Source organism: Imperialibacter roseus (assembly GCF_032999765.1).
GTDB classification, from domain to species: Bacteria; Bacteroidota; Bacteroidia; order Cytophagales; family Cyclobacteriaceae; genus Imperialibacter; species Imperialibacter roseus.
The window spans coordinates 1,231,239-1,246,421 of record NZ_CP136051.1; the positions used below are offsets into that span (position 1 = coordinate 1,231,239).

A 15,183-nucleotide genomic window follows, 5' to 3' on the forward strand; every position below is an offset into this window, starting at 1 on the left:
CACACAATGCCGGGGTTTTATCTTTCCCCGAAGGGAATTTGATCGCATAAACCAGTGAACCATCGACCAGATGGCCGGTTTATTGATGAAAGGGACTTATACTGCCGTGCCCTTTCGTTGTCGTTGTGGAATTACTCTTTGATGATTCTGTATGATTTTATTTTCCCTTCGGTTGAGACTTGCAGTACATACACCCCTCCGGTTAAGCCAGTCAAACTGATAGATTCGACCTCATAGATACTACTGCTGACCTGATTGATGATGGCGCCGTTGAGAGTTACCAGTTGAAGGCTGCTGCCTTTGGATAGCCCCGCCACTTTTATTTGATCAGTTGCAGGGTTGGGGTATACGGTGACGTTGGCGAAGGCTTCAGCAATACCTGTTTTTGTGCCTTCTTTGACCGTCACCGTGGCTGTCCACTCTTGCGTGCTGCCATCCTCAGCCGTAACGATGTACAGAACTGCTGATGAGAAATCCTGAGCCACTTCACTACCAGGGCTTACCGAAGCTTTGTCGGAAACGGTGATCGCAGGACTAAGGTTACTGACGTCAGTACCAGCTTCCACCTCAACAGTCACGGTATGATCCGTGGTGTTGATTAGGGCATCACCTGTTTGTTCGTGAAGCAAAAAGCCGATGATGTCCTTTGCGCTGCTTAAGGGTTCCGTGGCTGGAGCGACGGTCACGGTTGCTGTCCAACCTTGCGTGCTACCGTCCTCGGCCGTCACTGTGTACACCACGGCACTTGTGAAATCCTGAGGGGCACCACTTGCAGGACTGATAGAAGCAGCGGCTGAAATGGTAATGGCAGGATTAAGGCTCGTTATATTGGTTCCTGCAACTACTTCGATGGCCACTGTATGTCCACTAGCGTCAATTACTGCCGGCCCGGCTTCTTCGGGCAGCGAGAAGGTGAGGATGTCACTGGCACTGCTCAACGGCGCAGGCTCAACTGTTACTGTGACTGTCCATTCCTGCGTGGCACCATTCCCGGCAGTTACGGTGTAGCTTACTGGGGCAGAAAAATCTTGTGTTGCTCCACTCGCCGGACTTATTGTCGCCTGCTCGGAAACGGTGATGGTGGGTGTGAGCGCTGTAGCATCGGTGCCAGTGACAACAGTCACCGATACGCTATGATTTTCTGCGTCAATCACAGCGTCACCAGTTTGCTCGACCAATACGAAGGTGAGGATATCGGTGGCGGAATTTGGGGCAATGGCAACTGTTACGGTCCATTCCTGGGTATTCCCTTCCTCAGCGGTTACGGTATATACTACCGGATTTGTGAAGTCCTGAGCTGCGCCAGAAGCGGGGTTCACTGTTGCTTCTGCTGAAATAGTGATCTCAGGAGTTAGCGTAGTAACATCAGTGCCAAATACGACGTCGATAGCCACGGTATGATCTGTGTTGTTGATCACCGCAACCCCAGCCTGCTCTGCCAGAGCAAAAGTGAGAATATTGGCATCGCTTGATTCTGGTTCATCACCAACCGAAATTGTAAAGGCTTTTTCTAACGTATTGCCGTTCCCGTCGTCGGTTTTGATGCGCACGCTGTAACTATTTGCTAATTCAAAGTCGAATATTGAATTGGTTACCAATTGGCTGCCCGAAATATTGAACAGTGGATTGTTTGTATCACCTGTTCCTGGCACAAGAGTATAGGTGTATGATCCCGATAGGTCCTCACCAAGGGTGGTCAGGTTGCCCACAAGAGCGCCTGTTTCCAGATTTTCCATCACCGACTGGTTGTCCAGCTTTAATGAAGTTACCTGCGCCGGAAGGTCGTTGACAGAAATCGTAAACACTTCTTCCCTGGTACCACCATTTTGGTCGTCGGTCTCTATTCGAACGGAGTAGGTGTCCTGGGTTTCGAAGTCCAGGGTGACAGCAGTTTTTAGCTGATTTCCGTCAATAGCGAAGGCGCTGTTGCCCTCATCTCCTGAGCCGCTTACCAGGCTGTAGAGATGAGACTGTCCATTGTCTTCATCGGTAGTGGACAAAGTGCCTACCAAGGTCCCCGCAGGGTTGCTTTCGTCCACCGTAGTGTTGTCCAGCGCAATATCTGTGGGCATTTCGTTCACATCATTGATAGTGATCACGAATGCTTTTTCGAAGAGCCCGCCGTTTTGGTCGTTCGTTTTCACTCTTATTTTATACTCATGCTTGGCTTCATAGTCAAAGGCAACTCCGGCCCGAAGCTCAGCACCTACTATGCTGAAGGAGCCGTTGTCAGTGCTACCTGTCCCACTGACAAGGGTATAGAGGTGTGTTTGGGAAGTATTGGCATCAGTCGTTGAGAATGTGCCTACTGCTGCACCAGCAGAGTTGTTCTCGTCAATTGTTGAACTGCTGAGTGCAAGGTCCGTCGGTGCCACCTGCTGCTCGGTAACAGTCACCTCCCAATCCTGATCCGTGCCATCCTCGGATGTAACTGTATAGGTTACTGCAGTGGTGAAGTTCTGTGACATGCCACTGGCTGGGTCGCTGCTGGCTCCGTCTGATAGTGTGATGGTGGGCGCCAGTGAGGTCAGGCTGGTTCCGGCGGCTACTTCCATGGTGACTGTGTGGTTTACGTCGTCGATAGTAGCTGCGCCAGTCTGTTGAGCCAAAACAAATGTGAGGATATCATTTTCGGTATTGATCAGGAAGTCGATACCAATGCCGCTACTGGCACTTACGGCGTTGGCTACATCGGCAGCACTGGAGCTTACAAAAGCGCTATTGTTAAAGGTGAATATCAGACTTAAAATGTCCGTTGCATCCTGATGCACGGAGGCTTTGCCTGTGAAGGTAAGCGCCGCCGAATACCCATCCGCCGCTACAGCAAAGTCTGCTACAAGTCCGCTGGGAAGATTGGTGATGGTATAATCGGTGCCGTAAGTAAGCGAGCTTCCTGCTGATGAAAACTTATCGTCTACCACGAAGATGTTCATTTCTCCGTCAACAGCGCCATCATTGGCTTCCGTTTCTGTGAAGCCACCCAGGTCGATGTTAAATTGATAGATCAAAGCATTGTCACCATCAGCTACGAAGACCCTGGATCCATCGGGTTTTACAGCGATGGCTGCGCCCCACGCACTGTAGTCGCCGAGACTGAAATAGGTACCGTCGAAGGTAGCTCCGGCTGTGATATCAAAAGCTGTATTGAGAACATACCGGACAACCTCGTAGTCGTTGTCGTCTTCGGTCATTATCAGGTAACGACCGTCCTGTGAAAACGCCAGGCCTGTGGGGCTTGCGACATTTTCAGTAACAAGCGGGTGCCCGTCATAGGTAGGAGCAGTTGAAAGATCGAAAGCACTACCTAATGTGAATTGAAAAATTTCATAGTCGTTAGTGCCGGCAATCAACATTTTAGTACCATCGACGCTGAAGGTGAAGCCGTAAACCGACGTGTCATAACTTTCAAAATCGAATGAATGACCGCTATAAGTCACTCCTGAAGTTATATCAAAGGAAGTAGTAAGATTGTATTGAAAAACTTCGTAATTGTCGTTGTCCAGCACAAACATTTTCAAGCCATCAACGGAAAAAGCCAGGTCATTTGCGTCTGAAACCACTGCGGATAGATCAAAGGCCTGAGAATAGGTAACGCCGGACTGGATATCATATGGCGTTGTCAGGATGTACTGGTATACGGTGGCATTCCCGTTACCCAAGACAAACATTTTTAGTCCATTTGAACTGAAAGCAAGCCCGTAAGGATAGCTATCCTGACCGGAGACATCGAACGGGCTTCCAACCGGGGTGGCATGATTCATGTCGAGCACATTTCCATAGGAAATTGCGGGTTTATTATCTCTGAAATCCACCAGGCGTTTGCTGCTTGCGGCCATGGCATTTTGCACGGCGGAGGCATTACCACCAGCAAAAGCGCTGTTGGTGAAAGTGAATTGCAATTCTACATCATCATCATTTTGGTGCGAGGCAGCCTTGCCTGAGAATGTTAGCGTGGCGGAATAGCTATCTGCAGCAACGGTCAGAGAGGGCGTAAGCCCGGAAGGAAGATTGGAAATGGTATAGTCAGATCCGTGAGTGAGCTGACTTCCGGGATGAGTGAATTTCTCGTCCTGAATAGCGATATACAGCTCACCATCCACCACACCATCGTTCTTTTGCGTTTCTGTGAATCCGTCGTAGGGAAGCATGAACTCAAAGACTGTTCCGTCTGCCCCAAGCATAAATAGCTTCTTGCCATCAGGGCTGTAGTGAATGTCTTGGGCATGTGGGGTAAAGTCAAAGAAGACAAAACTATTTCCCCCGGTTACTCCCGCTGCGATGTCAAAAGGTTCGGCCAGATTAAACTGACGCACCTGAGTGCTTCCCGGGTAAGACGAATTTGTCACAAAGAGATGCAGGCCATCTTCAGAAATATCGATGTCTGTGTAGTTGTAATTAGTAACAGCGTATGAAGTGCCATCGTAGGTTACATCATCTACCAGATCGAAGGGACTCGATAATGAGTATTGAAAGATCTTGTCGCTTTGGGAGCCAATCATGTATAGCTTCAGCCCATCTTGGCTGAACGTAATGCCACTTGGCGATGCGTCATTCCCCGGAGGAAAAATACCGTCAAGCGTTACAGTGCCAGACAAGCTGAAAGGAGTCGACAGGCTATATTGATTAACGTTATCAGAGGTTCCTGAAACGTACATTTTCGTCCCGTCTTTGTTAAAATCAACGTCAGTGGGCACTGACTCTTCATTTGAAACATCGAAACTGAGGCCAGAATAAGAAACACCTGAAGAAATGTCAAAAGCAGAGGTTAAGTTGTATTGATAAACTGCATCATTTTCTGCCCCAACAACAAATAGCCGCAAGCCATCGTTACTGAAGCTCATACCCAAGGATGAATTGTCCTGACTTGTAGTTGAATACGTTGTGGAAAAAGAGGGATAGCCTTCGTCTAGGTCAAGTCTGCTGCCGTAGTAAATAGCCGGGGTGTTGTCACGAAAATCAATCCCATACCCTGTAGCAGCCGCCACTGAGTTCAGAACGTCGGCGGCGTCACTGTTAGCAAAGGCGGCATCAGTAAACGTAATTGAGAGCTCGGCTACATCGTTTGTATTCTGATGGTTGGTAGCAGCCCCTGTGTATGTTAGTGTCGCCGAATGGCCATCTCCGGATACGGTCATCACAGGTGTAAGGCCTACAGGCGTAGACGACAATGTGTAGTGAGTACCTGCTGTGAGTGTGCTGCCGGTATTTACGAAGGTGTCGTGGTGCAGATTCAATACCAGTTGGCCATTCATTCCGCCATCGTTGGCGGGCGACTCTTTGAAGCCGTCTTTCGTTAGTGCATAAATATGCAGTTTCTGATAGTCAGAGATAATTATTCGCTGACCATCTCCGGAGAAGGTGAAGCTATAGGCGTTCGAACTTTGCGCTGATATATCGAGCGAGACGTTGGCATAGGAAACACCCGATGACAGGTCGAAAGGATTCAGAAGAGTATATTGATGAACTTTATCGCTGCTCGTACCAAATACAAACATTCTCGTTCCATCCTGATTCATTCTTACCCCAACCGGATTGGTTTCCTGTGTTGCAACTCCGTAGAAATTTCCGGATGAGGAAGCGCTAGAGATAGAGAATGGAATGGACAGGTTGATCTGGTATATCCTGTCGTTGGTAGATCCTGATAAAAAGATTTTTGAACCGTCAGGGCTGAATGTCATTGAGGTCGGACTGCTATCAAGACCACTTACCCCGAAAAACGAATTACTGTAGGTGACACCTGAGGCTAAGCTGAAAGGCGTGGTCAGACTGTATTCATAAATGCGCTTGTTCGTAGCACCAAGTACAAACATCTTCAGTCCATCTGTGCTAAATGCGACGTCACGGGGGGAGGTATCCTGGGTTGATACTGAAAAAGGGCCAACTCCAAGGCCGTAGCCTAGCTCAGGTCTGAAGGGCGTGGTAAGGTGGATTTGGTTGATTTCTTTATCACTAAGCCCCACCATGAACATTTTCGTTCCATCAGCACTAAAAGTAATTCCTTGTGGAGCTTCGTCTGTGCTGGCCGCAAAGAGTTTAAAGTCACCTTGGTACCGGGCACCGTCGTTCAGACCAAAAGCATTCCCGAAGGTGATTTCTACATTGTTGTCGTAGCTGATCCCGACGCCGCTGCTTTTTGCTACAGCTCCTTCTACATTGTTGGCACTCCCTCCTACAAAAGCGCTGTTGGTGAAGGTAAAGGTGAGGCTACTAATGTTATCGAGACTCTGGTGTACAGCTGCGGTGCCTGATAATGTTAGTGATGCCGAAAGGCCGTCGGCGGCCACTGCAATTGAGGAGCTTAGCCCGGAAGGTAAGTTGGAGATGGAGTAGTGCGTACCCGCTATGAGGTTACTGCCACTATTTGTGAATTTATCATCCGATATTTTAATAGTGACGGATCCCTGAACGCCTCCGTCGTTTGAGGACGTTTCAGTGAAAGTGCCAACGGGTAGCTGATAAGTATTAGCGTCATCGCCGTTGAAGCCTATTACAAACAATTTTGAGCCATCTGCACTGAATGCGAGGTCGCTTGGAAGTGTTTCCTCGGTGTTTACACTCAATGGGGTGCCATCGACTGCAACCCCGCCTGAGGTGACATCGAACGGAAATGAGAGACTATATTGAGTCACATCTTTCCCGCTCGCTCCTGAAATAAACATTTTTTTTCCATCATAACTAAAAGCAATGCCCGAAGCATCGGTCTCCTGAGCATTGATGCTAAAGAGCCCATCGTGAACTACACCGGAGGTCACGGAATAGGGAGTAGAAAGGCTGAATTGATTGACCTCATCGCCAGTTGACCCGACAATAAATAATTTTTTTCCATTGTTGTTAAAGGTGATCCCCGAGGGGTAGCCTTCATAGCTCCCGACATAATAAGACCCGACATAGTTGGCCCCGCTTGTGATATTGAAGGGAGCATTCAGGCTGTATTGATAGATATATTTACTGCCACCAATAATAAACATACTCAAGCCGTCTTTGCTAAATGCGAGACCGGATGAATTGCCCTCCTGGCCTACCACGCTAAAGGGAGTTCCATCATATGAGAAACCTGAAGTTACTTTAAATGGGGTCGACAACGAGTATTGATGAACCTTGTCTGAGGAAGAACCAACAATAAACATTTTTTGCCCATTGGAGCTAAAGGCCAGCCCGGCGGGGTTCGCTTCCTGAGCCGTCATAGCGGTTGAAGCCCCGTCGAACGTTGCACTGTTTGAAAGATCGAAAACGCCTCCATAATAAAGTTGCGGATAGTTATTGCTATAGGTAATGCCCAAGCCGCTACTAGCGGCAACAGCGTTAGTGACTCCGGCTGCAGATCCGCCAGTAAAGGCCGAATTCGCAAAAGTGAACTGCAGGCTTGCTACATTATTGGCCACCTGATGCGCAGTAGCGTAGCCACTCAGCAATAAGTCCGCTGTATTCCCGCTCGCTGAAATAGACAGCGTAGGCGTTAAGCCAGTTGGCAGGTTAGTGATGGTGTAATCGACACCATGCGACATGGTGGACCCGGTGTGCGTAAAGGTGTCTCCAGTCAGCGAAATGTGGATGGCGCCATCGACAAAACCATTGTTGGCGTCGTTTTCAGTAAACCCTCCATCAAAGACATTGTATTGAGATAGCCCATTAGCGAAACCAGCAACAAAGAATTTTGTGCCCGAGGAATTAAAGACAACAGCTGATGGAAATGACTCCTGATTGGTTACGCTGTACTCCTGACTGTCATAAGTGACGCCACTCGTGATTGTAAAGGCTGTTGAAAGGCTGTACTGGTAAATTTTGTCGTTAGCTGATCCAACGACGAACATTTTTTTTCCGTCACTGCTGAAATCGACCCCCGCTACTGAGCTCTCCAGAGTTGTGTAAGAGCCATTATAGGTCACTGTGAAAGCCCCTCCGGTGATGTCAAAGGCTGACGTCAGCGTGTACTGATAGACGTTAGTTCCTACGATAAACATTCTGCTTCCGTCATTGCTAAAGGCGATGTCATACGGGACGATCGTTTGCCCGGAAATATCATATACTCCCTGGTGTGTTACAGTTGAGGTGATGTCGTAGGCGGTGCTCAGGCTGTATTGATTGACTTCGTCTCCATCATCCCCAACAATGAACAGCTTCAAGCCGTTACTGCTGAAGGCAATACCTGTAGGAGAGGTTTCCTGGGTGCTCACGCTCAGTTTGCTGCCATCTCCGTCATATGTAACACCACCCGACAGGTCATATGGAGTCGTTAGGGTATAAGAGTAGATTGCATCATTCGTATTTCCGACAACGAAAATTTTGGTCCCATCACCATTGAAAACAATCCCCTTGGGGTCATTCTCCTCAGTCAGTGAATTGAAGGACTTCATATAGGTTACCCCATCCGTCAGGTCGAAGGAACGACCATAAGTGATGGAGGCCTGCGCATTGAGGTGGTGATCGACTGAAACGAGCAATACACCCACTAGAAAAAATAAACTTTGTAAAAAGGTTTTCATGGTATAAAGGATTCAAGTGGTAAAATTTGGTTCACTGCGACATTTGTCTGGTTGTGCGAATTTTAATCGTACCCTTAGTCAGGCAAGCGGTGGAATGTGAACATCATTTCATTAGTTTTTTTCTTTTTTATTTTTTCTTCGGATTGTGTTCACATATTTGTATTTCTCCGACTAACCAGTGAAAATCAGTTTCAGAAGAAGTGAGAAAGACATTATCGCCAGCATTCGTGAGGGAAACCAGCGGATGATGGAGGAGGTATACCTTAGTTACCGAAATGAATTTGTCAACTGGAGCAGAAGAAAGTTTGATATCACAGAGGAAGATGCATTGGATCACTATCAGGATACGCTGACAGTGTTTTTTGAAAAAGTAATGAATGGCAATATTTCAGTCATTGAAAGCAGCCTGAAAACCTACCTTTTTGGAATTGGAAAGAACAAAGTCAGGCAGCAGTTCGACGAAAGAAATCGAATGAAGAGGCACGAAGAGGGTTTGGTGGAGCACTATCGCTTTCTGTCCGAAAACAAAGAAGCTGAAGCGGCCTACGATTCGGCAAGGAGCCAAACCTGGGAGCTGTTCGACGCCATGGGAGAAGCATGCAAGCGTATCCTCCGGCTTTTTTATTTTGAAAAAAGATCAATGAGTGAGATAGCCGATATCATGGGCCATAGCAGCGAGGCTGTTTCAAGGACAACCAAAAAAAGATGCCTGGAAAAGATCAGGGAGCAGGTCAAAAAACCATTGACTGATGGATGAAGTTAGAGAAAAATATTTACAGGGTAAGCTAACGGAAGCAGAGAAAGACGCTTTTGAAGCGAACCTGTCCCCGGAGGAGCAGGAAGAATTGGCCTTTGAATTAGGAGTGAGAGAAAGGCTGGAGGAGGAGCTTAGGAAGGAGCTGAGGATGAAGGTAGCTGGCTTTGAAAAGAAAGTAAGACCTGCCAGAAGGATCAATCCTGCGTATATAGGTGTTGCAGCCTCGTTATTTCTGGTGGCCTCGCTGGCATTCTACCTTACCCGACAACAGGAGTCGCTTTTTGATGAATATTACCAGCCCTATCCCAACTATGAATTGACCTCGGTAAGGGGAGAGCAAAACTTATCGGACAGGCAAAGAGCTTATCAGGCCTACGACGATGGGAAGTATGAAGCGGCTGCTGCCAGCTTTGGTAAGTTGGACTCGCTATCTGCGCCAGACTACTTTTTCAGGGGAATATGCCTGATTCAGATGAATAATGATGCGCTTGCCGTTGCCGACTTCCAGCGGGTGGCGGCAATGAATGACCAGGACTATGTCGAGGCAGCCAACTGGTATACTGCTCTGATTTATGTGAAGTTGAATGATAAAGACCGTGCTAAAGCACTTTTGGAAATACTGGCTTCTGGGAATTCGGAGATGGCAAGCTCTTCCAGAAAGCTTCTCGACAGACTTTAAGCAACCCTGAATCTCCGCTGATAGATCACCAGCGTCAGGCCAATCAGGATGACCGACAGAATGATCCAGGTGAGCATGTTCTGTTCTTTTTCCAGGGGACTGTTGTCGCCAATCAAAACAAAACCTCCCCAAAAGAATGGATCCCTTGCTTTGCCTTTAGCAGTGGAAAGGTATTCTCTTTTGGCGTTGGCCAGCGCCAGGTCTTTCGCCTGGCCTTTTGAAAGATTTTCATAGAAGAGTCGCATGAGCTCTGGCGTCGACTTATCGGAGGCGGGCCAAAGACTCATCACCACGCTTGGAACGCCGGCAGAGCGAAACGATCGGGCAAGGCTCATCACCCCTTCACCCTCTTCGATTTTGCCAACACCTGTATTGCAAGCGCTTAGTGTCACCAAATCGGCCTCCAGATTTAGGTTGATCAATTCAAAAGCGTGAAGAAATCCGTCTTCATTTTCATCCGAATCTGAAAAGACCAGCTTAGAATAATCGGCATCACTCTCGTTGACAATAGAGTGGGTGGCCAGGTGAAGGATTGAGAATTTCCCGGCTTCTTGTTTGAAGCTGGATTCGGATGCATCACGACCAAATCTTGTTGCGCTGCTGAACATGCTGCTGACTAATTCCACTTCCTTTCTGGCCCCGGGAAGTGCTACCAGCTCATCGGAACGCAGTATCGAAGCGGCAGTCAGGGAATAGTTGGTGTTGGGGGTCTCTGAAAACTCGGGAGCATAGGCGAGCAGGCTGGCCTTTTCTGCATTCTTATGTTGCCTGGTTTCAAGCAGGGTCGCACTCAAATCGTAGGAGATCACGTGATGCTCGATGAGATAATTGCCAGACTCATCAGTGAGTAAGTCGAATGGGATATAGCCGGTAATTCCACTGGGAATAACGATAAGATCTTTGCTTATTTTCTGCTCATACAAGGGTGAAATGAGCAACTTCCTTAGTTGATCGGAAGTTTCCATCAACGCTTTTTCATCCTGGTCAATCAGTGCTTTTCTGAAGTTAGTGATCACCTCATCAAGATTTTCCGTTGCTGCAATGTTAATTTTTACATCATTTTCCGAAATGAGCATTGAGAGCAGTGTCTTATCGTCAGTCAGGTGAAGGCTGAGAAGTGCGGTTGCCTGTCCTCGTTCTGCCAAATAATTTTGAATCGATTTGATCGAAGCTGGCTTAAGTCCAAATTTGTTTTCCGTATACACGGGATATTGCTTTTCCAGCTCCTTCTTGAAGGCTTCATACTCCCGATTTTTTTGAAAGAGGAGAGCTTTTGGCGCCGAGGGATCTTCCTTCGAATCCAGCCTCGCAAGGATAATTGTATTCAGCGAGTCTTGTTGGAAACGGTAGTCTTTGTCTTTCAGAAGCATCTCTTCTGGTATGCCTGAGACTTGTTTTGCTTTTTCGTCGCTCAGTTTGCTCAGTAAAGCGGAGCTTTTGGCCAATTCAGAATATCTGAAAATTTCCTCCAGGTCTTCGGGATTCCTGGTGTCGGTGTACTTCCGATAGTAAATGGGAATCGCATCGTCGGCCAGTTCCTTCACGCTGGCTGAGATGGTGATCAAGTCGCTGTCCTTGGAGAAGTTGAGCTTAAATCGTTGAATGACCTCCTCTGCTGCTTTCAAATAAGCAATAGATACGCTCAGGTTGCCGTTCAGGGCGGCGTGGGCCTTGGCCAGGCCAAGCAGCGACCTTTGAAGCTCCCTAAACGACAGATAATGCTGCAGGTCTGGTATTTTACGCAGATCTCCGTCCCAGGTATACCCGGGGAGGTTGTGCTGCAAGGCCAGGTGAAATTCTGATATCGCTTCCGAAACCTTATTTAATTCCAAATGACAATTAGCCAGCCGGTTGTAGTTGTCAGCCTGATCATAATTATGAGGTCCGTATACTTTATGGCCGATATCAACCGCCTCCTGAAAGTAGGAAGCAGCCTTTTCGTAGTCGGGTATTTCCACCGCTACCGCACCAAGATTGTAATAGGCATAGCCAGTCAGGTGGTGGTCGTGCCCGTATTTCTTTGTTCGTCCGTCAAGAATGATTCTGAAGTTTTTTTCTGCTTCATCAAACCTTTCCATACCGCCGTAGCAGAGTCCGATATGTTCGATGGATTGCAACACTCTGAGATGAAGTGGGTCGAGCTGCTCGCTCCTGATTTTCAGGGCCAGCCGGTGCACCTGCAATGCTTCTTCAAATTGCTTTTTCTTGTACAACGCATAGCCAATATTGTTCAGGCTGTTGGCAACTTCAAGGTGATTCTCTCCCAGGTATTTTTTTCGGATGTCAAGAGAAAGTTCGTAGTATTCAAGGGCCTTGTCATATTGCAAAAGGTTCTTATACATGATCCCCATGCTGGCGTAGATGGAACCGATCTCCGGGTGATCTGGTATCAATAGCTTTTGGGTAATCTCCAGTTCTTTTTTAAATGACATTAATGAACCGGCAAAGTCGCCCGTATGCCATTTGATGCGTGCGTTCAGGTCAATTAGCCTGGCTTTAAGCATTTGATCGTCAACCTTTATTGAGTCGTAAAGCGAGCTGGCTTTTTTGTGAGTTTTTTCGGCCTGGATCAGTTCATGGCTATTGACCAGTGCAAAACCTTTGTGCGTAAAATATTTGACAGTTTCCAGTGGTTCGTCTGAAAGAGCAATGGCCTTGTCGAAGTTATTAATTGCCGCCTCGTCCTTTCCGGTAGAGGCCGCCAGCCGTCCCTGAAGAAAAGCGATTTCTGCCTCCAACTTTTGATTCTTAGGAAGTAGTGACATTTTATCAATCAACTTCTCAACCTCTTCGAATCGGGATAGTTCCTGGGCGCTGTTGATTTGCCCGGTCAGAGATTTAGCCTGATTCGGGATGTCTTTCGTTTGTCGAAATTTCACCTCAGACGTTTGGTAAAGACGGAGGGCTTCTTCATAGCGTGCCTCCTGATAAGCCTGGTCGGCCGCATGAAGTATGGCAGGGGTTTCCTGACCGAAAGCACTGAGAGAAACGATCCAACCCAGGGTAATCATCAAAAGTCTCATCTTACCAAATTAACTAACAGCGGAAATACAACCAATAAAATATGAATAACAATTGAATACCGTTCGGTTAACAGGCAAATATCAAAAAAAGACCTGGGATATGATGTATTCCCAGTTAGCACAAACACATCATTTTGCCCTCGCTTTGGTTAGGTTGTCATTGGCCAAAATGGCAGGCGTCAAGTGGCTGTTTGATCAGAAATGGCGAGAGTGATCAATAAAAAAGCCACCTTGTTTCACAAAGTGGCTTTTGCAGGCTCCAAACTCTCCGCTTTACTTACTCATCCAGCTGTACAGGAGATCAAGCTGCTGCTGAGTGGGGTTTTCCATCATTTCGATGGATGGAGGCGATTGCGTTTTTACCATGACAGCCTTCGCTTTTAGTTTCACGTTTTTGACCTTTCCAGGCTTTACTTCACGTTGGACCAATGCTGTGATTTTGTCACCTTCTTTGCGGCTTTCTTTGTAAGCCATTACAGCCTCCTGAAAATTCTGCACAGTAAGTGGTATACCGTCAAACTCCAGCAGGTGATCTCCTTCCTTATAGCCCATGTCGATGCCAAAAGCATTCAGGTTATCAGCTTTCGCTACCACCAGATGGCCGCTTTCCTGATCCAGTCCGAATGAGATATTTCCCATAGACGGTTCCATTTTTGCCTGAGAAGGAGCGAAGCTGACACCAATTTTGGCCAGGTATTCTTTCAATGGCAGGGGTTTGTTTCCTTCCACATAGGTGCTGAAAAACTCCCTGATTTCCGGATACGTAAGCTCAGTGATCTTATCGAACAGCTCATCGTCTTTGAAAGACTTGTCCTTGCCATACTCATTTGAAAGATCTTTCAAGAGTTGGTTAACGCTGTACTTGCCACCGGAAAGCTCCCGTAACCTGATATCGAGGCAAAGCCCAATCAGTGCGCCTTTTTCGTATACGTTGCCATACTGATCTTTGTATTGGTCGAGGCAAAGCTTACTCATGACGGTAAACGGCACGGTGTCGTTGTAGCCAGCGGCGTTAACTACCTTCTCTTCTATTTTAGAAAGGTATTCGTCGATGCCAAAAAGCCCTTCGGCCAGCTGCACGTGCCCGGCGAAGTATTCAGTTACGCCTTCGTACATCCAAAGGTGCTTCGACATTTTTGGGTCGATAAAATTGAAGTTTCCTATTTCTTCTGAATGGATGCTAAGTGGCGTAATGATGTGAAAGAATTCATGAGCCGATACATCTTTGATCAGCTGAGTAAGGTACTTAGGGTTCACCTCGGGCAGGCTGTACATAGAGGAATACGAATGCTCCAGTGCACCAAGTGCGCCTGACTGCGACGGGCCTGCGAAAAGGTAGATGATATAAGCGTACTTCTTGATAGGCAATGTTCCACCCAAATAGTTTTTCTGAGCTTCCAGTATCTGGTTCACATTGTCCTTTACAAACTCAGCCGTAAGTAGCCCATTGGGTGAATAGACAGAGAAAAGAATTTCAGCGCCACCCACATTGATCGTCACAGTGTCTGGTACAGAATACATCATTGGTGCGTCGGCCAGACTGAAATAGTTGTCGGCGATGTAAGTGTCAGTATTGTTTTCTGACCTGGCAGCCTGCAGCGAGGTAGCACCATAGAAGCCTTCGGGATACGAAATATTTACTTCGTACTTCACTTCCTTCATTCCTTTGAGATAGCCAAAGAACCCGAAAGTGTTGATAACGAAGTTTTTTCCTTCTTCAATATTAGTACCCGCCGGCTCAAATACGGTGTTGCCTTGCTCGGTATCGTAAGAATCTTCTACCCAGTATTCGACCTTGGCCAAAGAAGAGGCATTTTTAATCAGCCACCTGTTCTGGTCAAGTGAATCGACCGAAAGCTCATTGCCATTGCTATCAAACGCTTTGAAGTCGGACAGGAACCTGCCAAAGTCGTAGATGCTGTAGGTGCCAGGTACTATTTTCGGCATTTGGTATTCGATCTCCGAGGCAGACACAGCAGGTAGTTCAATGCTCACTTTCACCTTGTCGTTCTTCACAACATTGAGGTCGAGAAATGCTTTGTAGCCAGTAGTTTGAGCAGAAAGGGAGCTCCAGGTGAGAAGCACCCCTAAGAAAAGAGTCAACTTTTTCATTGAGAGTTTTTGTGTTTGGGCTCCATTCCTGTCACCAGATAGCGGATCATTTAATGAAAGCCATGTTGTTTTAGAAAGTTGCAAGCAAAAGAAGGGCGCAATTAAGCTAAATACTTTTTGTTGCTCAAC

The 15,183-nt window shown here is 47.3% G+C and carries 5 protein-coding genes; 2 read left to right on the top strand and 3 right to left on the bottom strand.

The genetic code is table 11. The features are described from left to right. Window positions 1-131: 131 nt before the first annotated feature. Entirely contained in the window at window positions 132-8,483 is an 8,352-nt protein-coding gene (locus tag RT717_RS05370) for a DUF5018 domain-containing protein (protein ID WP_317490707.1), read from the bottom strand. Between the two features lie 178 nt (window positions 8,484-8,661). Between RT717_RS05370 and RT717_RS05375 the strand changes: the two genes are divergently transcribed. Beyond that, window positions 8,662-9,240 carry an RNA polymerase sigma factor gene (locus RT717_RS05375; RefSeq protein WP_317490708.1) on the top strand — a complete coding sequence of 193 codons (579 nt, stop codon included), beginning with the start codon at window positions 8,662-8,664 and terminating at the stop codon, window positions 9,238-9,240. Further along, on the top strand, window positions 9,233-9,919 hold the full coding sequence (locus RT717_RS05380) for a tetratricopeptide repeat protein (RefSeq protein WP_317490709.1): 687 nt from the start codon (window positions 9,233-9,235) through the stop codon (window positions 9,917-9,919). Before RT717_RS05375 ends, RT717_RS05380 begins: the two co-directional genes overlap by 8 nt. On the opposite strand, the gene RT717_RS05385 is transcribed toward RT717_RS05380, so the two are convergent. Both RT717_RS05385 and RT717_RS05390 read right to left on the bottom strand, forming a co-directional pair. Beyond that, entirely contained in the window at window positions 9,916-12,942 is a 3,027-nt protein-coding gene (locus RT717_RS05385) for a CHAT domain-containing tetratricopeptide repeat protein (protein ID WP_317490710.1), read from the bottom strand. The two genes, RT717_RS05380 and RT717_RS05385, sit on opposite strands and share 4 nt — an antisense overlap. Before the next feature lie 273 nt (window positions 12,943-13,215). Next, window positions 13,216-15,054, bottom strand: coding sequence for a M61 family metallopeptidase (locus RT717_RS05390; RefSeq protein WP_317490711.1), 1,839 nt, complete (start codon window positions 15,052-15,054; stop codon window positions 13,216-13,218). Window positions 15,055-15,183: the final 129 nt, after the last annotated feature.

Coding starts and splice junctions, on each gene's coding strand:
- RT717_RS05370 (WP_317490707.1), bottom strand. CDS start 8,483: ATGAAAACCTTTTTACAAAGTTTATTTTTTCTAGTGGGTGTATTGCTC.
- RT717_RS05385 (WP_317490710.1), bottom strand. CDS start 12,942: ATGAGACTTTTGATGATTACCCTGGGTTGGATCGTTTCTCTCAGTGCT.
- RT717_RS05390 (WP_317490711.1), bottom strand. CDS start 15,054: ATGAAAAAGTTGACTCTTTTCTTAGGGGTGCTTCTCACCTGGAGCTCC.
- RT717_RS05380 (WP_317490709.1), top strand. CDS start 9,233: ATGGATGAAGTTAGAGAAAAATATTTACAGGGTAAGCTAACGGAAGCA.